General features: G+C 70.6%; 19 protein-coding genes and 2 pseudogenes. 13 read left to right on the top strand and 8 right to left on the bottom strand.

The features are described 5' to 3' along the window. Window positions 1–33 precede the first annotated feature (33 nt). The 3 genes from ABEA43_RS53570 to ABEA43_RS53560 all read left to right on the top strand — a co-directional run bounded on the left by ABEA43_RS53570 (window position 34) and on the right by ABEA43_RS53560 (window position 4,305). Complete coding sequence (locus tag ABEA43_RS53570) at window positions 34–1,611, top strand: glycoside hydrolase family 27 protein (protein ID WP_345574508.1); 1,578 nt, start codon at window positions 34–36, stop codon at window positions 1,609–1,611. Window positions 1,612–1,956: 345 nt separating this feature from the next. After that, the gene (locus ABEA43_RS53565; RefSeq protein ID WP_345574506.1) at window positions 1,957–2,853 is read left to right on the top strand and encodes an alpha/beta hydrolase; all 897 of its coding nucleotides are present in this window, start codon (window positions 1,957–1,959) and stop codon (window positions 2,851–2,853) included. Between the two features lie 147 nt (window positions 2,854–3,000). Beyond that, window positions 3,001–4,305 (top strand): MFS transporter, encoded by a 1,305-nt coding sequence (locus ABEA43_RS53560; protein ID WP_345574504.1) that lies wholly within the window; start codon window positions 3,001–3,003, stop codon window positions 4,303–4,305. Between the two features lie 35 nt (window positions 4,306–4,340). Here the strand turns inward: ABEA43_RS53560 and ABEA43_RS53555 are convergent. Continuing rightward, a pseudogene (locus tag ABEA43_RS53555) lies at window positions 4,341–4,512 on the bottom strand (transposase); the annotation flags it as partial. 127 nt (window positions 4,513–4,639) lie between these two features. Next, window positions 4,640–5,089 (bottom strand): hypothetical protein, encoded by a 450-nt coding sequence (locus tag ABEA43_RS53550; RefSeq protein ID WP_345574502.1) that lies wholly within the window; start codon window positions 5,087–5,089, stop codon window positions 4,640–4,642. A 338-nt stretch (window positions 5,090–5,427) separates the two neighbouring features. On the opposite strand from ABEA43_RS53550, the pseudogene ABEA43_RS68410 reads away from it, so the two are divergent. After that, window positions 5,428–5,625: pseudogene (locus tag ABEA43_RS68410) on the top strand (helix-turn-helix domain-containing protein); the annotation flags it as partial. 189 nt (window positions 5,626–5,814) lie between these two features. Beyond that, entirely contained in the window at window positions 5,815–7,098 is a 1,284-nt protein-coding gene (locus ABEA43_RS53545; RefSeq protein ID WP_345574500.1) for a hypothetical protein, read from the top strand. 270 nt (window positions 7,099–7,368) lie between these two features. Here the strand turns inward: ABEA43_RS53545 and ABEA43_RS53540 are convergent, their stop codons facing one another. Continuing rightward, on the bottom strand, window positions 7,369–8,799 hold the full coding sequence (locus ABEA43_RS53540; protein WP_345574498.1) for an MFS transporter: 1,431 nt from the start codon (window positions 8,797–8,799) through the stop codon (window positions 7,369–7,371). 77 nt (window positions 8,800–8,876) lie between these two features. On the opposite strand from ABEA43_RS53540, the gene ABEA43_RS53535 reads away from it, so the two are divergent. The 3 genes from ABEA43_RS53535 (at window position 8,877) to ABEA43_RS53525 (ending at window position 11,562) form a co-directional block, all read left to right on the top strand. Beyond that, entirely contained in the window at window positions 8,877–9,446 is a 570-nt protein-coding gene (locus tag ABEA43_RS53535; protein ID WP_345574496.1) for a TetR/AcrR family transcriptional regulator, read from the top strand. Window positions 9,447–9,739: 293 nt separating this feature from the next. Further along, complete coding sequence (locus ABEA43_RS53530) at window positions 9,740–10,279, top strand: ArsR/SmtB family transcription factor (protein ID WP_345574494.1); 540 nt, start codon at window positions 9,740–9,742, stop codon at window positions 10,277–10,279. A gap of 14 nt (window positions 10,280–10,293) precedes the next feature. Continuing rightward, window positions 10,294–11,562: an MFS transporter gene (locus ABEA43_RS53525; RefSeq protein ID WP_345574492.1), complete on the top strand. Its 1,269-nt coding sequence runs from the start codon at window positions 10,294–10,296 to the stop codon at window positions 11,560–11,562. A 250-nt stretch (window positions 11,563–11,812) separates the two neighbouring features. On the opposite strand, the gene ABEA43_RS53520 is transcribed toward ABEA43_RS53525, so the two are convergent. From ABEA43_RS53520 to ABEA43_RS53505, 4 genes are all read right to left on the bottom strand, one after another. Next, window positions 11,813–12,319 (bottom strand): hypothetical protein, encoded by a 507-nt coding sequence (locus ABEA43_RS53520; protein ID WP_345574490.1) that lies wholly within the window; start codon window positions 12,317–12,319, stop codon window positions 11,813–11,815. An 82-nt stretch (window positions 12,320–12,401) separates the two neighbouring features. Further along, window positions 12,402–13,328 carry a hypothetical protein gene (locus tag ABEA43_RS53515; protein ID WP_345574488.1) on the bottom strand — a complete coding sequence of 309 codons (927 nt, stop codon included), beginning with the start codon at window positions 13,326–13,328 and terminating at the stop codon, window positions 12,402–12,404. Window positions 13,329–13,650: 322 nt separating this feature from the next. Beyond that, window positions 13,651–14,145 (bottom strand): PepSY domain-containing protein, encoded by a 495-nt coding sequence (locus tag ABEA43_RS53510; RefSeq protein WP_345574486.1) that lies wholly within the window; start codon window positions 14,143–14,145, stop codon window positions 13,651–13,653. Between the two features lie 206 nt (window positions 14,146–14,351). Beyond that, on the bottom strand, window positions 14,352–15,008 hold the full coding sequence (locus ABEA43_RS53505; protein WP_345574484.1) for a hypothetical protein: 657 nt from the start codon (window positions 15,006–15,008) through the stop codon (window positions 14,352–14,354). A gap of 344 nt (window positions 15,009–15,352) precedes the next feature. On the opposite strand from ABEA43_RS53505, the gene ABEA43_RS53500 reads away from it, so the two are divergent. Genes ABEA43_RS53500 through ABEA43_RS53480 form a run of 5 tightly spaced genes read left to right on the top strand, consistent with a single transcriptional unit; the run spans window position 15,353 to window position 23,889 of the window. Further along, window positions 15,353–16,855 (top strand): chymotrypsin family serine protease, encoded by a 1,503-nt coding sequence (locus tag ABEA43_RS53500; RefSeq protein ID WP_345574482.1) that lies wholly within the window; start codon window positions 15,353–15,355, stop codon window positions 16,853–16,855. Next, entirely contained in the window at window positions 16,848–17,858 is a 1,011-nt protein-coding gene (locus ABEA43_RS53495; RefSeq protein ID WP_345574480.1) for a polyprenyl synthetase family protein, read from the top strand. The genes ABEA43_RS53500 and ABEA43_RS53495 overlap by 8 nt, the downstream gene beginning before the upstream one ends. A gap of 38 nt (window positions 17,859–17,896) precedes the next feature. Then, a complete protein-coding gene (locus ABEA43_RS53490; RefSeq protein WP_345574478.1) occupies window positions 17,897–18,463 on the top strand; it encodes a hypothetical protein in 567 nt (188 codons plus the stop codon). Between the two features lie 3 nt (window positions 18,464–18,466). Further along, window positions 18,467–20,725 carry a geranylgeranyl reductase family protein gene (locus ABEA43_RS53485; protein ID WP_345574476.1) on the top strand — a complete coding sequence of 753 codons (2,259 nt, stop codon included), beginning with the start codon at window positions 18,467–18,469 and terminating at the stop codon, window positions 20,723–20,725. Next, a complete protein-coding gene (locus ABEA43_RS53480; protein WP_345574474.1) occupies window positions 20,722–23,889 on the top strand; it encodes a fibronectin type III domain-containing protein in 3,168 nt (1,055 codons plus the stop codon). The genes ABEA43_RS53485 and ABEA43_RS53480 overlap by 4 nt, the downstream gene beginning before the upstream one ends. Before the next feature lie 97 nt (window positions 23,890–23,986). Here ABEA43_RS53480 and ABEA43_RS53475 read toward each other — a convergent pair whose 3' ends face one another. Beyond that, window positions 23,987–24,679, bottom strand: a complete 693-nt coding sequence (locus ABEA43_RS53475; RefSeq protein ID WP_345574472.1) for a TetR/AcrR family transcriptional regulator — start codon at window positions 24,677–24,679, stop codon at window positions 23,987–23,989. Window positions 24,680–24,685: the final 6 nt, after the last annotated feature.

Below are 24,685 nucleotides of genomic sequence, written 5' to 3'. Positions count from 1 at the left end.
GGGCCCAGCGGTCATCGCATGAGGAGGAGTCAGATGCGTCACATCATTCGACGGGCTCTGGCGGTGTTACTGGCCGCCGGTTCCCTGGTCGTGGTCGGCGGTGCGTCGTCGCCGGCCATCGCGCTGGACAACGGGCTCGCCCGTACACCGCAGATGGGGTGGAACGACTGGAACACCTTCTTCTGCAACATCAACGAGAGCCTCATCCGGCAGACCGCGGACGTCATGGTCTCCAGCGGCATGGCGGCGGCGGGCTACAAGTACGTCAACATCGACGACTGCTGGTCCACCAAGAGCCGCAACGCCAGCGGCGATCTGGTGCCGGACCCGCAGAAGTTCCCCAGCGGCATGAAGGCCCTGGCGGACTACATTCATGCCAAAGGGCTGAAGCTCGGCATCTACTCCTCGGCGGGCACCACGACGTGCGCGGGGTACCCGGCCAGCCTGGGCTACGAACAGCGCGACGCCGCCCTGTGGGCGTCCTGGGGGATCGACTACCTGAAGTACGACAACTGCGGCGATCATCAGGGCAGGAACGGGCAGCAGCGCTACACCGCCATGCGTGACGCGCTGGCCGCCACCGGGCGCCCGATCGCGTACAGCCTGTGCAACTGGGGCCAGGAAAGTGTGTGGACGTGGGGGATGCCGGTGGGCAACTCCTGGCGCACCACGGGCGACATCGCGGCGAACTGGAGCTCCATCACGGGCATCCTGGATCAGCAGGTCGGGCTTGAGGCGTACTCGGGGCCGGGCGGCTGGAACGACCCCGACATGCTGGAGGTGGGCGTCGGCTCGCTGACGGCGACCGAGGGGCGGGTGCACTTCAGCCTGTGGTCGCTGCTGAACGCGCCGCTCATCGCGGGCAACGACCTCCGCTCGATGAGCGCGGAGACCCTGTCCATCCTGACGAACACCGAAGTCATCGCGGTCAACCAGGACTGGGGCGGGAGGCAGGGCCACAAGATCAGCGACAACGGGAACCTGGAGGTCTGGCGCAAGCCGATGGCGAACGGCTCGGTCGCGGTCGTCCTGCTCAACCGCGGCACCTCGACCTCGACGCTCTCCACCACCGCCTCGGCCCTGGGGCTGGGCTCGGCGTCCTCCTACTCGGTCCGCGACCTGTGGGCGCACACGACGTCCACCTCGTCCGGGACGATCAGCGCGTCGGTCCCCGGGCACGGGGCGGCGATGTACATCGTGACCGGAGGAGGCATCGTCCCGACTCCCTCGGGGACGATCAAGGGGGCCGGCTCGGGCCGGTGCCTGGACGCCACCGGCGCCTCCCAGGCCAACGGTACGCAAGCGCAGATCTGGGACTGCAACGGCCAGGCCAACCAGCAGTGGACGCCCACCGCGAACGGTGAGCTACGCATTTACGGGACCAAGTGCCTCGACGTCTACGACCGCGGCGGCGCGGACGGCACCAATGTGATCATCTGGGACTGCAACGGGCAGTCCAACCAGCAGTGGCGCTTCAACGCCGACGGCACCATCACCGCCGTCGGCGCCGGCAAGTGCCTGGATGTGCCGAACAACGCCACCGCCAACGGCACCAAGCTCACCATCTGGTCCTGCAACGGCGGCGCCAATCAGCGTTGGGCCCGTACTTGAAAGATCCCTGTCCGTAACGCTCACCGCGATATGAGGATCGGCTCGCACTCCCGCCTGGTGATCACGGGTTTGATGGTTCTCGTCAATCGCGCCGCCGCCGGCCGTCTAGGACATCGATCCTCCCCATCGATCAGAAATAACTGAAAGTTCACTATTGACTGAACTTAGGTTGTAGCGCACAGTACAAGCTCAAGAGCGACCCTGGACCTCTCCCGGACCACCATGATCGCTCGGCCGGTTCGGAAGCCAAGACATGTCGAACGACGATGGGGAGGTCGGCGGGTGCGCGATCGCGATGGCCTGGACCGTCGCCGATCTCACCGCACCCTTCAGGGAGGATTGAACATGACCGCCGACCACAGCCCGCCGCCGCCGGCACGCAGCGAGGGGAGCGCGATCCGAGATGGGCGCCGGCTGTCCTGGACGCGCGCAGGCACCGGGTCCCCGACGGTGCTCTTCGAGGCGGGCATCGGCGCCAGTAGCAGCGGGTGGGAGTTGATTTTCGACCGGGTGGCCGCGTTCGCCACGGTCATCGCCTACGACCGAGTCGGCTACGGCGGCAGCGGTGAAGGCGAAGCCTCGCCCGGAGCGGCCCTGCTCGACCTTGAAGAGGTCCTCGGGAACGCCGGCGCCGGCGATCCGCTGGTGCTCGTCGGGCATAGCTGGGGCGGGGTGCTCAGCCGGCTCTACGCTGCCGCGCACGCCGAGCGGGTCGCCGCCGTCGTGCTCGTCGACGCGACCCACGAGGGCATAACCCTCTTCACCCATCCCGCCATGGCGCTGCTCAACCGGGTCGCGTTCGCCGCGCAGGTCCGCAGGGCGAAACGCGGCCGGCTGCGGCGCTCTCTCGAAGCGGGCAAGGGACGACTCGGTACGATGCTCGCCGGGCTGCCCGCATCCATGCGAAACCGGCTCCTCGACGAGCTGAGCAGCCCCGGCACGTGGGAGCAGGCCGGCAGGGAGATGCGTACCGTCGCGCCCGCGTTGCGGTCACTGTCGCCCGAGATGCCCGCGGTCCCCGTCGTGGCCGTGGTCGGCACGGGTGGCGGCAAGGCCGAGCGCAGGGAACGGGCGATGATCCGCTCCGCGTACGACGCGTGGCTTCCCACGCTGGACGACGGGCGCCTGATCGAGGCCCCGAACAGCGGGCACGCTGTTCCGCAGCAGGATCCAGATCTTTTGGTGGAGATCCTGCGGGGGCTGGTCGAAGAGATGGCCGCCCGCCGCGTCCCGTCCGACTGAATTCTCAGAAAAAAATGAATATTCAGTCTTGACTGAACGTTTATGCTGCCCCATTGTTGCCTGTGCGAGAGGTGGGCTCTGCGGAAGTCGTCCAAACCTCCACCCTCCGGACCTTTCGATCTGCCTTCCCCCCTTCAGGAGAGATACATGGCCGACCCACAGGTCTCCGTGCCGGCCGGTGGTCCCACGGCTCTCACCCGGCGAACCATCATCGCGGTCGCCATCGGCAATTTCGTCGAATGGTTTGATTTCGCCCTCTACGCGATTTTCGCGAAGAGCCTCGCCGTCGTGTTCTTCGCCTCCGACGACCAGATGACCAGCCTTCTGACGACATTCGCTGTCTTCGGGGTCGCCATCGTCGCACGTCCCGCAGGCGCGCTACTGTTCGGGCATCTCGGAGATCGCATCGGGCGGCGTCGGACGCTGTCGGCCGTCATCTTGCTGATGTCGGCATCGACCGCAGCCATCGGGCTGATCCCCAGCCCTGCCGCCATCGGTGTGGCCGCACCGGTTCTGCTGGTGCTCCTCCGCGTGGTTCAGGGCTTCGCAGCGGGTGGAGAGTACGGTGGCGCAGCGTCCTTCATGGTGGAGTCCGCACCGCTGCCGCGGCGCGGACTGTACGCAAGCCTGGCCGTCTCGACCCAGTTCCTCGCCGCAGCGGTCGGGCTGCTGATCGGGACGCTGATCGCGCAGTCGCTCCGGCCGGATCAGCTCGCGTCCTGGGGCTGGCGGCTCCCGTTCCTGCTGGCGCTTCCCCTTGGTGTCATTGGGCTCTACCTGCGCAAGAAGCTGCGGGATCCGGCCCTGTTCAGCACCGCGAGCGGCGGCGGGGACGGTGTGCACTCGGCACCGCTCGCCGTCCTCATGCGCACCCACGGCCGGGCCCTGCTGAAGGTGGTCGGCCTGGTGGTCTACGGCACCAGCGGCGCGTACCTGCTCCTCTATCTGCCGACCTATTCCCAGACCATCCTCGGGGTGGTGCCTACGCAAGCATTCGTCGCCGCGCTGGTGGCGCTGATGACCGGCACCATTGCCGCGCTCATCAGCGCCGCGGCCTCCGACCGGTTCGGCCGCCGGCCGTGCCTGATCGCGGTCTCACTCGCGGCTGCGGTCCTGATTTATCCGGCCTTCCTGCTTCTCCAAGGCGGCGCCGTGTCCTACATGGCGGCTCATCTGCTGATCGGGCTCCTCGTGGGCGCGTACGCCGGTCCGATGTCGGCCGCAATCGCGGAGATGTTCCCCACCGCCCTGCGGTACAGCGGGCTGTCGGTCGGCTACAGCGTCGCCACTTCCGTCTTCGGCGGGATGACCCCCTTGCTGCTGACCACACTGCTCGGTGCCACCGGTGACCGGCTCGCGCCGACATGGTTCTTCATCGGGGCGGCGCTGGTGAGCCTGGTCTCGGCGTTCACCGTGGCCGAAACCGCCGGCAAGCCGCTGCAGGACACTTAGTCCCCGTGTACGAACTGATCGTCAGGTCGATTCGGGTTACGGCACACCACCCGCACGCCGGGATGGGCGCGCAGCCACGCCTGCAAGGTGCCGGCCTGACGGTCGGCGAGCACGTCGATCCGCTCCCGCGGCACCGCGTCGATGATCACCGTGGCGTAGCGGTGCCGTCTGCGGAGAAACGAAGTCGTCCACCCCGATCCCCGCCGGCGTCGGACGGACCGGCAGTGACAGGCGCACGCCCACCGGCTGAGCGTCGGCCGTGTGCGGCTGTGGGTCTCCGTCTGCGAAGGGCCCCACAGCCGCGATCGGGGTTGTCAGCCCCGCCGGAATCTTGTCAGGGGCAAGAGGACGACGACTGGGCCAGGATGTGCGCGTCCGAGAAGTCCTCGACCTTGACCCAGGCCGCCGACTTACCCCGCCGGTCGTACCTGGTGGTGTTGTCAGGCTGGCCGGGCAGGGTGAACTTCACCTTGTAACACCAGCCGGCGTCGATCCGAAGCGTGTCCCAGTCCTCGCTCCACGGAGTGTGCCCGCCTCCCGCCGACAGCCAGTAGGTCTTCTGATTCCCGCAGGTCGGCTCGGTCGTCGTCAGAGTGCCCGTGGTGCCGCTGCTCAGGCACCAGTTGAACACGGCCGTCGCCCCGGTGCCGCTGTCGTTCACGGATGACGAGCAGCCCGTAGAGCCGCAGGACTCGTCCAGCACTTCCGCGCCGGCGGCGCCTCCCATCCACAGCGTGCCGGCGACGGCCAGGCCGGTGGCGGCCGCTATCGGTCCCTTCCGCATGTTCATGACACTCCCTCTCTTCGCCCCGTTTCCGGTCGGGCTCGGGCGAGCCCGTCACTGCCCGGTCGGCGCGGTATCAGAAACGGTCTGTGGCAGGTCTGATCCGTTTTAAGGGTGACTTCCTTTCCGGGGAGGCCACGTGCCGGATCATTATGAGCGCGTAACTCGCGTATCGCTTTTCGCATTGTTCACGTGATGGCGCCTTCCGTGTCCGGGCTCAGCGTGGGCGACCGGCGTCCCCGCCCGCAACGGGTGGTAGGCGATCTGGGACGACTGGTACGCTGAGCCCTGTCTGACGTGCGGGGACGCAACGGACCTGGGACGGAGGCCGTGAGGCGATGTCGACACCCGCCGAAGAGCTGGGTTCGCTCCTGACGATATTGAAAAAACGCAGCGGGCACAGTTACCAGTGGATCGGCTGGAACATTAATGCAAGTAAATCAACCGTTCACCGATACTGCACCGGCCGTTCAATACCGCAGGAATTTGGAACCGTGGAGCGCATCGCGCGATTATGCGGTGCGCGCCCGGCCGAGATCTCGCGGCTTTGCCGGTTGTGGGATGCGGCGATCGTGGCGGGGGCCGGTGGGGAACAGCCGGCCGCCGCGCCCACGGATGGCGGCCCGGCCGAGAGCCCGGCGCAGGGCTCGGTAGAGGGGGCGGTCGAGCAGGTTCCGGCCGGACCGTGGAGGCCCGCGAGGGTCCGGAGGTCTCTCGCCGTCCTGGTGACCGCCTGCCTGACGATGCTGCTGCTGATCATGGTCGTGCCGGGGGAGGGCAGACGGGCCCCGGCACCCGTACGGGAGGCGGGCCCGGAGATCAGCGCCGGCACCTGGACGCTCCCGGCGAAACCCGTGCCGGCCGCCCTGTTCGGGATCACGATCAACAGCTCGACCGGCTCCATGCCGGCGTTCCGCGTCGGTGCGGCCCGCCTGTGGGACAGCGGCACCCGCTGGGCGGGCATCCAGCCCAGCCGCGGCGAATTCGACTGGTCGGTGCTTGACCGGCTGATCGACGGGGCGCGCCGGGCCCGGTTGCCCGTGCTGTTCGTCCTGGGCGGCACTCCGCGCTGGGCCAGCCCGGCCGGCCCGGCCGGCCCGTACCCCGACGGATCGCGTACGTCCCCGCCGGACGACCTCCGCGACTGGGACGCTTACGTGACCGCGCTGGCCAGGCGGTATCGCGGCCGGATCGAAGCCTATGAGCTCTGGGCCCTGGCCAACGACCTCCGGTACTACAGCGGGAGCATGGCCACCATGGCGGAGATGACGCGCCGGGCCGCCCGCGTCATCCGGTCCGCTGATCCGGCGGCGTTGCTGGTGTGCCCCGGCATGGGGCGGCTGTGGGAGGAGGAAGGGCGCGAACTGCTGTGGCGCTTCGCCGCGCTGGGGGGCTACGACGCGTGCGACGTCGCCGGAATCAAACTGCACCAGCGCACGGCGGCCGACCCGCCGGAGTCCATGCTGGAGCTCGCCGCCACCACCGACAAGACGTTCCATCAGGCCGGTATCCAGCCCCGGCTCTGGAGCACCGGCACCACGTACGACATCACCCTGCAGGCGCCCCTGGACGAGAGCCGGGCTCGTGACTATGCGGTCCGCTTCTACCTCACCGGGCTCTACGCGCGCTACCTCAACGTCGAGCGCATGTACTTCTATAACTGGGGTGGCACCACCATCCCCCTCCAGCTCCAGTTGGTGGGGCGGCCGCCGACCCCGGCCGCGCTGGCGGTCGAGCAACTGCAACGCTGGCTCGCCCATGCCCGCGGCTACTCCTGTGGCCAGGGAATGGCCATCGACCTGCCGGCGAACGTCTGGCAATGCCTGTTCACCGTTGTGGAGCCGGACCGGCGCTACGAAGCGGCCATCCTGTGGACGCACGCCGGCACGGCGACCGTCACAGTGAACGCGCGTACCCTGCACAGGCTCGACGGGACGGAGAGCACCGTCGGCCCCCGTGACGGCCTCCGCGTCGGGGAGGAGCCGGTGTTCGTGGAACTCGCCGGGTAGAGGGGCGCGGGACGGTTGAGAGCCCGCCTTCGAACTCCCCGTCGGTGCCCTCCCGGCGCATCGTGGCGATCGGTACGGCATGGTCGACGGGTGCCACGGTGACGGCGAAGGGGCCGGAATCGCCCAGAAGGTAAGGGTCGGCCGAGATCATTGAGCCGGCCGTAGCCCCACCACCCGACTTGACCTCATAACCGGCGGCTTGCTCACCGCTGCGGGTGTTCTTCGGCGCCGAAGGGCTGCGGATGACCCAGCAGGCCTGCGCCGAGCGGCTCAAGACGTGAGCCGGCTGGGAGGAGCTGTCAGCGGCTCGCTGGCTGCCTGACCAGCTGGCTGTTCGGCCCGGATGCCGTTCGGTGTCCGGGCTGCGGTCAGCCACAGGCCGGTGAATACGGCGCAGGCCAGCGTCACGGCACCCGCCGTGAGGAAGGCGCTGTTGAGGCCGGATGCGAAGGAGGCGCCGCCGGTCTCCCGCGTGTGGACGATCGCGCCGAGCACCGCCACGCCGAGCACCGCGCCGATCTGCCGGGTGGTGCTGCTGACGCCCGAGGCCAGGCCGCCCTCCTGCGGGCTGACTGCCTGGATGGCGGCCCCGGTCAGCGGCGACATGGTCAGAGCGAACCCGATGCCGGCGAGCGCCAGCCGCCACCACACGTTTGCGTAGCCGGTATCGGCGTGGACGAAGCCCAGTGCCAGCAGGCCCAGCCCGGCCAGTGCCAGGCCGATGCCGGCGACGACGCGGAAGCCGTACCGGGCCGCGAGCCGGCCCGCGTACGGGCTGACGATCACCATGGCCAGCGAGACGGGCAGGGTCTGCAGCCCGGCGAGCAGGATCGAGGTGCCCTGGACGTAGACGAAGAACTGGGAGAAGAAGAACGACGAGCCCATCAGCGCGAACCCGACCACGACCATCGCCGTGTTGGACACCGTGAACAGCCGCTGCCGGAACAGCCGGAGCGGCAGCATCGGCGTCGGCACCCGAGCCTCGACGACGACGAACGCGGCCAGCAGCGCCAGTCCGGCGGCGAAGCCGGCCAGGATCACCGGCGAGGTCCAGCCGCGGGAGCCGCCCTCGATCAGGCCGTAGGTCACCGCGCCCACGCCCGCGGCGGACAGGACCGTGCCGGGGACGTCGATCGGCGGCGCGTCCGGGTTGCGGGACTCGCCCAGCACGCGCAGCCCGGCCAGCAGCAGGACCGCCCCGATGGGCACGTTGACCAGGAAGATGGCGGGCCAGCCGAAGGACTCCACCAGGATCCCGCCGGCCAGCGGTCCGGCGGCCAGGCCGATGCCGCTGAACCCGGCCCACAACCCGATCGCTTTGACGCGTTCCTTCGGGGCGGGATAGGCGGCGGCGAGCAGCGCCAGTGAGGCGGGGCTCAGTGCCGCGGCCCCGACGCCCTGCAGCACCCGCCCGGCGATCAGCCAGCCGATCGAGGGCGCGAGCGAACACACCACCGACGCGGCCGTGAACACCACCACCCCGGCCAGGAACACCCGCCTGCGGCCGAACCGGTCGGCGAACACGCCGCCCGACAGCAGCAGCATGGCCACCAGCAGCACGTAGGCGTCGACGATCCACTGCAGGCCGGTCAGCCCGGTGTGAAGCCGTTGCTGCATGTCGGGCAGGGCGGCGCCGACGATCGTGTTGTCGAGCAGCACCATGAACTGACCTGCGCAGGTCAGGGTGAGCAACGCTTTCACGCACATCCTCCTAAAGCAGTTAATGACTGCGTTAGGAGAGACTCTAACGCAAGTCTCGACTGCGTTAAGGTGGGGGTATGAATGAGCAGGGGAAGGCTAAGCGGCCCGGCGGGCGCAGCGCCCGAGTGCGCGCGGCAGTGCACCAGGCCGTTACCGACCTGGTCAGCGAGCGCGGCTACGGGAACTTCACCGTCGGCGAGATCGCGGCCCGCGCGGGCGTGGCCGACACAAGCCTCTACCGCCGCTGGGGCAACCTCCAAGCCCTGCTCAGCGATGTGCTGCTGACCCGGCTCAACGCGCAGGCGCCGATGCCTGACACCGGCAGCCTGGCCGGCGACCTGCGGACCTACGCCGCCATCGTGGCCCGCGAGGTCACCGGACCCGACGGCCTGGCGCTGGTGCGGCTGACCATCGCGCTGTCGGGCGAGGGTCAGCAGGGCCTTCAGGCGCGCGACGAGCTCCTGGCCGACCGCACCAGGCAGCTGCAGGCCATGCTCGACCGTGCCCGCGACCGCGGCGTGGACCCGCCCGACGCCCTGGAGGTGCTGGACCATCTCCTGGCGCCGATCTACATGCGCGTCCTGTTCGGCGCGGGCCCGCTCACCCCTGACTACCTCGACGGGCTGGTCGACCGGTTGCTCGCCTGATCGAGTCCGTAGCGCTGTGGCAAGGAACAGAGGCCGCTCGCGACGCAACTGGGCCGTCCTTGTACGCACCAGGTTCGTGGTGAACGCTGCCTGGTGCGACCGCCCGCCCACCTGTTCCCCGGCCTTCTCCAGCTCTCGCGCCTCACGAGACGCGAAACGTCCGCCTCGCCGGCCAATGTCCGAGGGCTTTCACGGGTCGGTCGAGCTGGTGCGCGAACTGCCCTCGAACAGCCGCCATATTGCTGGGCCCAAACCCCTTGCGCAATGGTCAAGAATCGTTGACCATTGCCTGCATGTCTACCGATGATCTCCCCGAGACGTTTCACGTCACCACTGACGAGCAACTACGCGCCGTCTCCAATCTCACGCGTCACCGGATCATGGCCATGCTCCGCTTCGAACCGGCGACGATCACGCAGATCGCCCAGCGGATGGGCCTTGCGAAGGGGAGTTCCAGCTATCACGTGCGGCTGCTGGAGCGGGCCGGCCTGGTGAAGGTGGTGCGGACGCGGAAAGTGAGGGGGGTCATCGAGCGGTACTACGCGATGGCCGCGCGGTCGATCGAGCTGCCGGATCCAGGGCCGGGGCAGCCGGACGTGCTGCTCCGGAATGCGGTGGCGGATCTGGAGGCGTCGCCGGTGGATGGCGAGCGGCACGTACGCATGGCCCATCTGCGACTCACCGATGAGCAGTTCACGGAGCTGGGGGCACGCCTGCAAGCACTGGCGGATGAGTACCGGACGCTGTCTGATCCATCGCTTCCCGACGTGTCGCTGGTCTTCGCGCTGTTCCGGCCGGCTCCGCGCCGGCAGGTCGAGGGGGACGCCAAGTGACCCCAAAGGATGCGGTGAAGCTGCCGGCTGGGTTCGGGAGACTGTGGACCGCGCAGACGGTGTCCTCGCTCGGTGACGGCGTGACGCATGCCGCGCTGCCGCTGCTGGCATTGACGTTGACGCGGGATCCGATGGCGCTGGCCATCGTCACGGCTGCCGGGACGCTGCCCTGGCTGCTGTTCGGCGTGCTCGGCGGTGCGCTGGTGGACCGCTGGGACCGCCGCCGCACGATGTGGGTCACGGACGCCGCGCGTGCGGCGCTGCTCGCCATACCCGCTGCGGCGGCGGCGCTCGACGTGCTGAGCATCCCGCTGCTGGCGGCCCTCGCGTTCCTGCTCGCCCTCGGCGGGCTGTTCTTCGACACGGCCGCCACGGCGTACCTGCCGGATCTGCTCGGCCGCGACCCCGCCCAGCTGGAACGCGCGAACGCTCGCCTGCGCGGCACCCAGACCGCGGCGTCCGGCTTCGCCGGGCCACCTGTGGGCAGTGCGCTGCTCGCGCTCGGACGTTCGGTTCCGCTGCTCGCCGACGCGGTGTCGTTCGCGCTGTCCGCACTGCTCGTCCGGTCGCTGCCCGCCGTGCCGCGCCCGGTCGCAAGCGCCCGCGAGTCGCTGCTCCGGCAGGCGCGGGCCGGGGCCTCCTACGTCTTCAAGGACCGGCTGCTGCTCGGGCTCGCGCTCCGTCCGGCGGTCGGGAACGTCGCCTTCCTCGCCGTGGAGACCGTCCTGGCCCTGTTCGCCCACGAACGTCTCGGCATCGGCGCCTTCGGCTTCGGCCTGCTCCTCACCGCCGAGGCCACCGGCGGCCTGCTCGGCGCGGGCGTCGCCTCCTTCCTCGGCCGGCGCCTGGGCACCGGCACCGCGCTGACCTGTACCGCCACCATCGAGGGCCTCGCCATCCTGGGGCTCGCCTCCGCCCCGAACCCGTACGTGGCCGGGCTCGCGCTCGCCCTCTGCGGGGCGGGCATGGGCGCCACGATGGTGCTCGGCCCCTCCCTCCGGCAGGCCATCGTCCCGGCCCACCTGATGGGCCGCGTCGCCTCCACCTCCCGCATGCTCGCCATGTGCGCCGCCCCCTTCGGCGCCTTCCTCGGCGGCTGGCTGGCCACCACCTACGACCTGCGCACCCCGCTCTACGCCGCCGCCGGCCTCCTGCTCACCATGACGGCCGTCACCGCGACCATGACCAGCAACCGCCGCGTCGAGACCGCCCTGCGCAACGCTCGCTCGCAAGCCGACCAGGACCCCGCCGAAGAGATCCCGGTGCACACCGCATCCAAGTGACGGTCATGGCTTACAGGTCACAACGAGCGCAGTGCCCTCGTCAGGGTGTCTCCGGCGTTGCGGATCCGCGTCATGCCGGTGTCCTGCGCGGGGGCGTCGTGAGCAGCCATTGGATCCGGCCGGCGGTTCACCGCAAGACGTCGGCTGAGACGGGCCGGGGCCTCGCGGCGGGCGGTCCTGGCGCGCGAGACATCACGCCAGGACCGGGTCCGCGCCGGGGCCGGGCCAGTCAGCGATTCGTGGTCCGGACTCAGCCGATCATGCTGGCGTCGGTGCAGGCACTCCGCGCCACCCACCGGTGCGAGGAGATCTGCCTTGCCATGTTCACGCCCAGCGAGCCGTTGGGCTTGACGAAGCTGTAGGGACGCAGGTCGGGCACCCAGTCGCCCACATCCAGGCAGCGGTAACCCTGGGCGGAGGTGTAGGCGGTGTAGTCGTAGACCGCGACGATGTGCAGACCCACGTCAATGCCGTCGTTGAGGATGGACAGGGCCTTGTCCGTGTCGCCGCCGCTGAACCCTCCTCCGCTCTGCCCCCAGTCGGAGTCGTTGCCCTCGTCCCCGCCGAGATAGCCGCCGCAGTCAACGCTGGCGAACGCGTAGAACTTGCCGTCGGCGTGAGCGCCCTTGTACTGGTTGCAGGGCGAGATCCGCGCCTGTGCGGCGCCGCTCTCGGCCCAGGTCGCGCCGGCCGTGGGAACGACGGTCATGAAGGCGGTCAGACCCATGATCGCCGTGGTGATGCGGAGCTTTCCCATCGTGAGTGCTCTCCTTCTGTACGCCCGTGTGAGGCGTGCTTGATCCGCGGCCTGATGCCGCGGACGTCTGATGGCGGGAAGATCAGGCCCCGGATTCGCTGATCTTCCTCGCGCGTTCGAGCGCGCCGCGAACGACGCGTCCGTGGGCGTCGAGCTCGGCGGCGAAGCGTTCGTGGACCTTGGCCCGGTACCGGGCCTGCAGGGCGCGGACGGTGTCGGCCAGGGAGGAGGTGCGCGCGCAGGTGGCCTCGGCGACGGCCAGCTCCACCTCGAGAGCGTGCGCCCGGTCAGGGGCCAGGTCCGCGGTGAGCCCGGGCAGAGCGGCCCGGATCTCCGAGGGGGAGACGTAGGTGTGCCTGTGCCGGCGCATGCACGCCGACCACGCCGTCAGCGCTGTGGAGAAGCGCGGGTCTCCGGTGAGCTCTCGCATGTAGAGAGGCACCAGGTTGGTGGCCGTCTTCTCCAGCCGGAACCACCTCTGACGGTCGCCGTAGAGCCGCTCCTTGCCGTACGCCTGACAGCCGCCGAGCGCGTTGTGGATCGTCCCCCCGTCGGGCAGCGTGGCCGTGAGCACCTTGTTGTCCCCGCCGCCGCCCAGTGCGACGGAGTAGCGGGTGCGGTCGGCGGGCGGCAGGCTGTCGCGGTACGCCTTGTTGAGGTCGTTCCTCTTCGATTCCTCCATCTGCCGCTGGTCGAGCAGGCCGTACCCGTGCTCGCGCGCCCAAGCCGGATCGTCCAGGACGAAACCGGCGCCGCGCCGGTCCTGCGCGGCCGGCGGCTCGGGCACCCAATACCGGAAGCCCTGACGCTTCATGCAGGCCTGGACGAGAAGAAGCTCGGCCCGCTTCAGTAAGGCCTCGTCGGCGTCGGTGAGCGTGGCCGGCCCCGGTCCGGCGTCGTCCGGCGTGACGGCGCACGCCGCGAGGAGGCCGCACGCCAGCGCCGCCCCCACGATCCCCGCGACGCGGCGCTGTGAACGGACCCCTGGCGGGCCGGTGACAGGCGCCATGTTCTCTTCCCCCGTTGCCGATGCGACGTTCAAGTCCGGCGTCATCGCAGGTCAGCGATGGCCGGCTCTCAGCTTCGACGGCTCGGCGGTTGTCCGGCAGCCCCCTTTCGCCACTCCAGACAAACTTCTCGGGGCTCGGGCACTGATGCCGTAGACCCGGTGTCACACTTCCGCCGCGCGGCGGGTCATCGTTCCGCCGGAAACGCGGCGCTCGACCGGCCGGAAACGGTCGAGCAGGTCATCGGCATGGCCGACTGACAGTGCCCTCATCGTCGGCCTTCTGTCATCCGGCGACGGAAGCGTGACGCGTGGAAAACGGCGCTCAGCCGTTCTTGGTCACCGTGCCGGTCTTGGCGTCGACCTTGAGACCTTGCCAGGCGCCGTCCGGAGCGACGACATCGGCATCCCAGACGAGCAGGTTGCCGTTGTACCGGTCCAGGCTCAGGTGCGTGATCTTGCCCTGGGGCACCGAGGAGGACACCTTCTCCACCGCGTCCTTGAAGGTGACCTCGGCGTCCTTGACGATGCCCATGACCCTGGACTTCTCCTCTTCGCCGGTGTCCTTGCTCCTGGGGCTTGAGATCACCTTTCCTGACGTGTCCACTTCCACCAGCCGCTCCGTACCGTCGGATCCGGCCAGTTGGACCTCCCAGAGCCGGCCGCCGTTCTCCGACTGAACCGAGAGGATCGTGGAGCCCTCGACGGCGTTCATGGCCGCGGCGCCCGCCTTCTCGAGGCTCGCCGCATCGCCGGGAGCGCCGCTGGGGTCACCCGGTGCCCCCGACGGTGACGTGAGGCCGGCGACGACGCCCTCCACGGGCGCCGCCTGTGGGTCAGAGCTGCCGCAGGCCGCGGCCACGAACAAGGCCGAGCCGAGGAAAATGGCGTCAACGATGGTCTTTGTCCGTCTTGCACCATTCATACAGATGACGCTGCCCGGGACTCGACAAAGGCACGCCCGAAAGTCGGGCAACAGCGGCCCGCCCCCGGCCATCGTGAGCGGCTAGTTACCGAACTGCCTGGTCACGGGCTGGTGATGACGCCGCGCGGCGCGAGGTCGAACCGGCCCTCGACGATGACGTTGTGCCCCACCTTGAGACCGTCCGCGATGCAGCGGGCGTTGACCGTCGCGATGCGCACGTGGTCGGTGTCCTCGACGAGGATCGCCCCGCTGCTGTTGTCGTAGGTGGCGTCGGCCTGCCCGGTGGCGGTCAGGACGCAGCCGTCGCTGCTCTCCACGCCGACGCTGATCCCGGACACCCGGCCCGCGACCTTGCCGGTGGCCGCGTCGAAGGCCGTGGCGTTGAACTTCAGCGGCAGGACGTCGGCGGTGACGTCCAGGGTGGCGCCGAAGGGCGCTGCGCAGGTGGCGCCCACGGGGGCGAAGGTGATGCCGGTGATGGCGATGACCCCCTCGCCCGGCAGGCCTGTGCCGCGGCGGGCGCTGACCTTGGCCTCGACGGTGTTGCAGGACATGAACCACCCGGCCTGGACGACCTGGGCGGAGATCTGGCCGGTGCCGGTCGCGATGCCGCTCATGGGGACGGTCCAGGTGGGCGCCTGGGCCTTGGCGTCGAATCCGGCCGCGGCCGAGCTCAGCGTCAAGGTCATGAGGGCGCCGGCGGCGACGGCCGCGAAAGCGGTTCTAGGGGGCGTGAAGCGCTGGATCACCTTGGACATGCGGGGCTCCCGGGAGCCGTTCGGATGGAGGCTGGACTGCCCCTGCGAGATGATCATGCAACGGTCGGACGCGTCAATGGTTGCTTGGATAATGGCCGATTCTGGACAGTTTGCTTCACTTGTGCGCACCTTTGCTCACCACGAGTGACATGAAAAGTGCTCACCTTTAATCGGGCCATCGGGGTCTCTCAGTCGGGCGACGTCGTTGTGGTGCCCCGGTAAGGGTGGGACCGAAAAGGATGCGGAGCATCCGAAATATCGATTCGGTCCTTTACTGCCCCCTTGACTAACCGACCGTCACTGCCGAATCTGGGACGCAAGATCACCGCAGCACAGGGAGCCCGATGGCCGGACCCGAGGAGTGGCGAAGGGCGCGGCCCCTGGTCCGCCAGGCACGCGACCAGCTCTGGGAGCGTTACCGCGAGGACCCCAACGTCGTCGGCATCGGCTTCGGCCCTCCGACCCGCGGTGGCGAGGTGCAGGACACGCCCTCATGCATCGTTCACGTCATCCGGAAAACCCCCGAGAACGAGCTGGCGCCCAGCCGCGTCGTCCCGAGGAGCATCGAGGTCGAGGGCGCGAGCGTCGAGACCGACGTGGTCGAGTCCGGATACTTCTACGCCTTCGCCTTCACCGACCGGGAACGCCCGGCGATGGGCGGCATCAGCGTCGGCCATCCCAAAATCACCGCCGGGACCCTCGGCTGCCTTGTCAAGGACCTGCGCGACGGTGACAAGGTGGCCATCCTGTCCAACAACCACGTGCTGGCGGCGGAGAACGACGCGCTGGCCGGAGACCCGATCTACCAGCCCGGCCCGTACGACATGCCGATCTCGCCGGGCAACAGGATCGCCACCCTCACCCGGTGGGAGAACATCGTCTTCAACGGGACGTACAACCGCATCGACGCGGCGATCGCGCGCCTGGACGACAACTGCGTCGTCTACGACGACATCAAGGGCGACATGACCAGGCCCACGGTCGCGCAGCCCGCGGTCGGCCTGCTCTTCGCCGGAAGCACTTCCCACACCATCCTCAACCCGATCAACGACGTGACCACCCGGCTCGGCATCGAGATGATCCACGGCCCGGCCGCCCGATCCGTGCTGACGGCCGACGACGTCCGCCCACCTGGCGCGCCGGTCCACAAGACGGGCCGGACGACCGAGTACACCACAGGGCGCATCACGGCCATCGACGAGATCGTCTCGATCAGGTACGGCGCCGGCGTGGCCGTCTTCGACGGGCAGATCATCACCACGCCCATGTCCCAGGGAGGCGACTCCGGATCGGTTGTGTGCCGAGGCGGCACGGGCGGTACGTTCCTCTCCTTCGTCTGCCCCTTCCTGGCGACCGCGGAGGACCTGACCGGCGTGCCGTTCACCCAGGAATGGATGTCGATCTCGTACGCCCGCGACAAGTTCCTCGCCACCACCCTGGTCGGCCGCTGGCTGATCGAGACCCTCTACCTCAACGAGCGCACCGCCATGGTCCGCTCCTCCGAGGTCAAGCCGCAGGTCCCCGACAGCGACCGGGCCTTCGCCCAGGCCCTGTACTCCCAGCACGGCGGCGACATGAAGCTCGTCCTGATGAACCCCGACCGCGACGACATCAGGGTCAGCGAGCAGTTCCTCCACGACGCCGAGGAATCCCTGGCCAGAGCGCGCAAGTTCATGCTGCCCGACGAGGCCACCGCGGCCGAGAAGACGCTCGCACTGGTGCGGGAGCGCGGCATCGTCGGCATGACCGGCCGGCAGCTGATCAACCTGCTGGACGATCCCAACCTGCTGGCGCAGCTCAAGCAGATCGCCGCCGCCACGGGGTCGGTGCTGGACCCCGATGGCTAGCAGGGGACCTCGCGCGTTAGGGAACATCGAGATCGGCCGCTGGCTCACCCACGAACCGGCCGCCGGCCTGCTGGCCGACCTGGACACCGTGCTGACCGAGGCGGTGCGGTCGGACGACCCGGACCTGGCCCGCGCCGCCGCCCACCTGGTGGGCCGCGGCGGCAAGCGGGTCCGCCCGGCCCTGCTCTTCCTGGCCGCCGCCTGCGGGCCCGGTGCAGCCAGGAAGGACCTGCTGCGTGTGGCCGCCGCCGTCGAGCTGCTGCACGTCGCCTCGCTCTACCACGACGACGTCATGGACCGTGCCGAAACCCGGCGCGGCTCGCCCACGGTCAACGCCCTGCGCGGCGACGCCGAGGCGGTGACCGCAGGGACGTTCGCGTTCGCGCGGGCCATCCGGATGCTCGCGGAGGTGGACGAAGTGGTCACCGCCTGGGCGAGCCAGTCGATGCTCGCCCTGGCGCTGGGTCAGATGCAGGAGGCGGAGAACACCTACAACCTCGACCACCGCCTCGACTCCTACGCCCAGATCGCGGGGCGCAAGACCGCCGCGCTGTTCGAGCTCTCCTGCCGCGCCGGAGCCCACCTCGCGGGCGCGCCGCCGCCGGCCGTGGACGCGCTTGGCCACTACGGCAGAGCGCTCGGCCTGGCCTTCCAGGCCATCGACGATACTCTCGACGTCGTCGCGCCGCGGTCGGCCCTCGGCAAGCAGCCGGGCACCGACCTGCGCGAAGGCGTGTACGGCCTGCCTGTCCTGATCGCCCTGCACCAGAGCGGCCCGGACACCGACCGGCTGCGGGAGCTGCTGCGCCGCGACGATCTGACCGCGGCCGAGCAGGAGGAGGCCTGCGCCGCGATCATCGCCTCGGGCGGGATCAGCGGCGCCTCCGCCATCGCCCAGGACTACGCGCACCAGGCCGTGACCCACCTCGCCGGGCTCCCCGCCGGTGACCCGAAGGACTCGCTGGCGCGCCTGGCCCGCTACGTCGTCATGCGGCCGTACTGAGTCACGAGCCCGTACCCCGTACCTAGGAGCCGTAGTCCATGGAACGACCACCCCAGACCCCCAGCCGACGGCGCTTCCTCAGGACGACCGGCATCGCGCTCGGCGGCGGCGGCACGATGCTGGGCGCGACCGCGGGGGCGGCGGACGCCGCCGCGAGCGGCACGATGAGCCAGGCCCGTCAGGCCGGATTCTCGGCCCTGGCCGAGACGATGGCCGGGCTGCGCACCGCAGGCGACCCCGGCGCGGCCGGCCGCCGGCTCAAGGAGTGGTACCTCGCGGCGGACGCCGCCGGGCGGGCGGAGATCGACACCGCGCTCGACGCGGTGCTCGGCCTGCCCGGCGACTTCTCCGCGCTGGGCGCGCGGGACCGGCTCGCCCTCCTCGCCGAGCAGCTCACCGGCCCGCAGGAGAGCCGGATCACCACCGCCATCGGCATTGCCGTCGCCGGTCTCAGCGATGCTCGCACCGGTCTCGGCAACGTCGCGATGTCCGGCCGCCTGTACGCCAGGACGATCCGCGCGCTGCCCGCCCAGTCCGCCGGCCGTCAGGAGACGGACTCCCCGTCGGGCGCCGGCGTCGCCCCGTGCCCCATCCCGAAGGGCTGAGGCATGGAGTGGGACGCGGTCGTCGTCGGGGCGGGCCCGGCCGGCGCCGCCGCGGCCTACCATCTCGCCCGGCGCGGACGGCGGGTGGTACTGCTCGAACGCTCGTCCTTCCCCCGGGACAAGAGCTGCGGTGATGCCGTCAACAGGGCGGGGGTCGAGCTGCTGCGGGAGATGGACGTACTCGGCGACCTGCCGGGCGCCTTCGGGATCGGCGGGCTCGAGGTCTCCATGGGCCCGGCGGGGGAGCGCAGCACGAGGGCCTTCCGGTACGGGAGGGAGGATCCGGCCGGTGGCCGGTACGGCATCGTCGTCCCCCGCTCGCTGCTCGACCACGTGCTGGCGCGCAGGGCGGTGGCGGCGGGCGCCGTCTTCCGGCCGCGCGTGCGTGTGCGCGGCCTGGTCAGCGAGGACGGCGTGGTGCGCGGGGTCGAGGCCGTGACCCCGGACGGCCACGAGATCATCCGGGGGCGGGTGGTCGTGGCGGCCGACGGCAGCACCTCGAAGCTGGCCCGGCAGTCCGGGCTGGTGGAGAGCGCCAAGGGCCGGCTCGGCTACGCGATGCGCACCTACTTCTCCGGGGTGCCGGCCCTGGAGGACACACTGAGCTTCCACATGCCGCTCGACGACCCCGCCAGCCATTCCCGGCTGCCGGCGTACGGATGGATCATCCCGCTCGGCCCTGACCGCGCCAACGTCGGGGCGGGAGTGGCGGAGAAGCATCCGGGGGTCCGGCTCAGCGATCTGTTCGACCGCTTCGTAGCCGAGCTGCGCGCCACCGTGCCGTGGTTCGCCGACGCCCGTCAGGAGGGCCCGCCGAAGGGCGCGCCCCTGTTCTTCGGCTTCACGCCCGCGCGGTCGTGGAAGCCAGGCCTGGTGCTGGCTGGAGACGCGGCGGGCATGGTCAACCCGGGCACCGGCGAGGGCATCAGCTTCGCCCTGGAGTCCGGGAAGATCGCCGCTGAGGCGATCGACGCGCGGCTCACCGGCGGCCCGGCCGAGGACCTGTCGGCTTACGCGGCGACGCTCACCCGCAGGTTCAGCGGGCACCTGGAGACCGGGCGGCACGCCGTCAACCGGCACCGGCTGGCCTGGCGAGTCCTGGAGGACACCTTCGACTCCGACCGGCCCGTGTTCGCGCTGACCCGGCGGGCCATGCTGGCGCCCGACCACACCGCGGGCTTCGAGACCACCGCCCCTGGCGCGCTCGACGACATCCGCCACTGCATCGACCCGCGGCTGCGGCTGGCCGCTCCGCTGGTGGAGATGGGGGAGATCCTCGCCGACACGGTGCGCAAGGACTGGCCGTTCCTGGACCGGCTGCCCGCCCTGCTGTCGGAGGAGTACCTGATGGCGCCACGCCCGGCGCTGCTCGTCCTGCTGGCCGCCGCGGCGTACGAGCCGGGCCGATCACCGAGTACGCCCGCCGAGACCGGCGTGCCGGCTGACGCACACGAGCCGAGCGTGCCCGGACGCCCGCCGATCGCGCTGGCCGCGGCCACCGACCTGGCGGTACTGGCCGCGATCGCCCAGGCCAGCGTGGACGTCACCCCTTCCGGCGGGGCGCGCGCGACCCGCCAGAACTGGGGCACCATGTTCGCCGTCCTCACCGCCGACCTGTTCCTGGCGCGGGCACTCGAACTGTGCGCTACCCAGGACATCCGGCTCACCGCGCAGCTCGCCCGCGCCATCGAGGAGGCCAGCCACGGTCGTATGGCCGAGCTCGCCGCCGCCCGCGCCGCCCAGCCCGCGGACCCACGCGACTGGCTGGCACTGGCGTCCAGGTCGGGCACGGCGGCGTTGTGCGCCGCCGCCTGCCAGATCGGAGCCGCCGCTGCCGGCGCCCCCGGCACGGCGGGGGAGGCCCTGGGCGCGTACGGCCGCGCCATCGGGGTGGCCGCGCAACTGGCCGACGACCTGCGGCGGCTGTCCGGCGGCTTCGACCGGCTCGGCCGCGACGTCCTGGCCGATCTCGACGACCACGGCGCGGGCCTGGCGAGCATCCCCTTCCGGCTGGCCCTGGCCGAGCTGGGCGGCGAGCCGCGCCTCACCGGCACGTCCAGGCCGGAACGCGCCGCGGAGCTGACCGCCCTGGTCGGGCGGACGACCGCGCTCAAGCAGACGGCCGTCTGGATCCGCGAGCTCTGCCAGGAGGCCCAGCAGGCCCTGCCTGGCTTGCCCGAGGGCCCCGCCCGGTCGTCCCTCCACGCCATCGCCGACCATCTGCTCCGCACCGCCCGGCCTGACCTGGGGGCCCGCTCATGAACCGTCCGCCGCTCCGCTCGTGGCTCTCCGCCGCCCTGTCCTTACTCCTCCTGGCGACCCTTTTGTCCGCGCCCCCGGCGACGGCGGCCGTCGCTGCGGCCGCCGCCGTACCGGGCGCGCCCACGACCGTCACCGGGGTGGCCAGGCATCAGGCGGTCCGGGTGTCGTGGAAGCCGCCCGCCTCCGACGGCGGCTCCCCGATCACGTCCTACACCGTGACCGCCACACCGGGCGGCAAGACCGCCACGACCGCGGGCACCACGACCGCCAGCGTGACCGGCCTCAGCAACGGCACGGCCTACACCTTCAAGGTCACCGCGACCAACGCCATCGGCACCGGCCCCGCCTCGGCGGCGTCGCCGGCCGTAACGCCGGTGCAGGGCAAGCTGCCCGGTGCCCCGATCAAGATCGTCACAGGCCCCGAGTTCGGCTCCGTGCACGTCTCCTGGCAGCCGCCCGCCAACGACGGTGGCGCGGACATCACCGAGTACACGGTCATCACGTCGCCCGGCGGCGAGACGGCCAAGGCGTTCTGGGGCGCGACCGACGTCACCGTCAAGGGACTGACCGAAGGACAGCTCTACACCTTCACCGTCACGGCCACCAACGCCATCGGCGCCGGTCCTCCGTCGGCCCCGTCGCCGGTGACCGCCCCCGCGGCGCCCGCCCCGCCCGGCCCGCCGCTCATCACCGACCTGCTGCCGCGCGACCAAGCGGTCCGCGTCTCCTGGAGCCCGCCCGACCCGGGCACGAGCGAGATCCTTTCGTACCAGGTCACCGCCAGCCCGGGCGGGAAGAGCGTCACCGCGCAGCCCGGCGCATACGAGGCCGTGGTGACCGGGCTGACGAACGGCTCGCAATACGCCTTCACCGTGACCGCGATGAACGCCGCAGGAAGCACCGCCTCGCGCCCCTCGCCGCTGATCGCGCCCGAGCCCGCGTCCGTCCCGCTCCTGCCGGCCGCGCTGCTCGTCGTCCCCCTGAACGGGCGGATCGACGCCCAGTGGGTCGCGCCCCAGGACGGCGGCTCGCCCATCACCGGTTACACGGTAACGCTCGAACCCGGCGGGCGAACCCTCGCCGTCGCCGCCGGCACCACGGTGGCCTCGATCACCGGCCTGACCAACGGCACCACCTACACCCTGCGGGTCGTCGCCAAGAACGCGGCGGGGACGAGCGAGGCCGCCCAGCAGGCGGGTGTCGTCCCGCAGGCGGCCCGCGTCCCCGGCGCTCCCGCGGAGGCCCAGGCGGTCGCTTCCGGCAGCGGGGCCGTGGTGCTGACCTGGACGGCCCCCTCCGACGTGGGCACGGCCCCGATCACCGGCTACACCGTCACGGCCGCACCCGGCGGCAAGACGGCGACGTCCACCGGCACCACCGCCACGATGAGCGGCCTCGACCCCGCCCTGATCTACAGCTTCACCGTGAAGGCGGCCAACACCCACGGGAGCGGGGCGCCGAGCGTCCGCACCGCCGCCATCGCGCCCAAGGTGACGGTCCAGAGCACCCCCGTCGTGCTCTCGGACGGGGCCGTCGAGTCCCTGCGAATCTCGGCCGCGGACGGCACCCTGTCGTTCGAGCAGCCTCCGGCGCAGGTCACCGGCCTGACCGCGAACGCGATCGTGGTCGTGCTGCCGACCGGCAAGGTCCCTGACGGGATGTTCAGGAAGGTCGTCTCGACAGGCACCCAGAACGGCCTGTTCAGAGTCGCCACCAAGCCCGCGTCGGCCGGCGAGGCGCTGGCCGACGGCGCGATCGCCGTCACCGCCGGCATGGACTCGGGCGACCTGGCCAAGCTCCAGCGGAGCACGCCGGGAGTCAGGCTGCGCGGGCCCACGATCAAGGGCAAGTCCCTGGCCGAGGGCGCGCCGGAGGCCAAGGTGTCGGTCAAGGACGTCTCGGCCGGCATCAGGAACGGCAGCCTCGTGGTCGAGATCGCCATCGGCACCGATCCGCGTACGAACCCGCAGGGCAAGGGCGGCCGGTTCGAGGCCACGTTCGTTCTTACGCCGCACCTGGACATCAAGATCTGGTCGACGCAGGGCAAGGTGTACTTCGACACCTACTTGAGCCTCGCCTACGGCGCCGACACGCGGGTCCGGCTCGGCAACGGCGCCGACGCCGACTACTTCAAGCGCCTGCCCGCGATCAGCCTCGGCCGCAAGGTCATCTGGGTGGGGCCGGTCCCCGTGGTCATCAACCCCACCTTCAACCTCACCACCACCCTGCAGAGCCACGTGAGCGGTGAGGTGTCGGCCGGCCTGAAGTACGCCAGGCAGGTGGGCGCCCACATCATGCGGGACGACGCCGGCGTGCACGCCGAAGCCATCGACAGGTCGCCCGCCAGTAACGGCGGATCGATCGTCATCACCGGGAACGCGAGCGCCAAGGTCGCGCTGCTGGCCGAGTTCACCCTGATCTTCTACGAGGGCGGCGGACCCGGCATCGGTGTCGGCCCCACCGCTGAATGGAAGGCGGACTCGACCAAGAACCCCTGGTGGGAGGAGTGGCTGGGGGTGCGGGTGGATGCGTACCTGCGGGCCAGCACGTGGCTCGGCGGTGGCGAGGTCCGCTTCGACCGGCTCATCGACCAGTCCTGGAAGACGCGCGACTCCGGCGGGCCGTTCGCCGGCATCGCCGTGGACCCGCCCCGCGCCGACGCCGAGGCCGGAAAGCCGGTCTACTTCAAGGTGACGTTCTTCGGCCTGCCCACCGCCCCGGTCACCTGGAAGGTCACCGCCGGGCCCGGCACCATCGACGCGGCGGGCAAGTACGTCGCCGACCGTCCCGGCGTCGCGGAGATCACCGCCACCACATCCGGCCGGACGGTCTCCGCGCTCGTCTTCGCGCAGTGCTGGCTGGAGGCCTCTCCACCGGCCCTCGGCATGCTGGGGCCGCCGCTCAACGTCGCGGCCACGGCCGGGGCGACGTCCGCGACCGTCACGTGGAGCCCGCCCAAGCTACTCGGCGGCCTGCCCGTCCGCCGGTATGCCGTGATCACCTCGCCGCACAGCCGCACCACGTACGTGCCGGCGAACCAGACGCGCGCCGTCGTTCAGGGGTTGCGGGCCGGGCAGGCGTACAACGCCATCGTGTACGCGATCACCGACGTCGCGCTGAGCCCGCCGTCGTCGCCCAGCGGCGCCGTCACACCGACGAACTGATCCGAGGGCCTGCACGCACCCTTCATGCCTTGTGCGAGCGTGCCGCAGCACGGTGAACGTCCACAGGTCCCAGCACCGCGAACCGCGGCTTCATGCGCTACAGCCCGAGTGAGGTGATCAGGTCGCGCATCTCGTCGCGGTAGACGGTCGCCGGGTCGTGGACCAGCCCGCGCAGGTGCCCGTAGATCTCCAGCGCCATCAAGCCGTGCATGCGCCCCCACACGCGCATGGTCAGGGCCAGCCCGGCAGGCGGCAGGTCGGGGAACTCCTTTCGGCTGTGCGCGACCAAGCCGGCGTCGAAGTCGGCCCAGTCATAGTCCTGGCTCGCGCTCCCGGCGACCGGCCACGCGGCGGCCACGAGGCCGGTGATGCCGGTGCAGGCGCGCACTTCGGCGGCGATGCCGGGGCTGTCTTCCGGCGCCTGGTAGCCGGGCACCGGGTCGCCGTAGATGAGCCGGAAACCCTCGGGGTTGGCAAGAGCCCATTCTCGTACGGCCTGCGCCCAGGCCATGATCCGCTCGCCGGCATCGGACTCGGGCACCGCGTCGCGCGCTGACTCGGCGGCCTCGACGAGCGAGGTGTAGACGTCGCCGATCAGTGTCGTGACCAGGTCGTCGCGAGTGGCGAAGTAGCTGTAGATGGCGCCCGCCGTCATGCCCATCTCGCGCGCGATGGCGCGCAGCGAGATCGCGTCGGGGCCGCCCTCGGCCATGAGCTTGAGCGCGATCGCCTTGATTTCGGCGCTGGTCTGGGCACGCAGCCGTTCGCGTCGGCTCATGGTCGCTTCCATGCTCGC

This window comes from Nonomuraea rosea (assembly GCF_039539705.1).
In the GTDB taxonomy this organism is placed as follows: Bacteria; Actinomycetota; Actinomycetes; order Streptosporangiales; family Streptosporangiaceae; genus Nonomuraea; species Nonomuraea rosea.
Note: the sequence above shows the minus strand (reverse complement) of the source record. Positions and strands in the feature narration are given on the sequence as shown.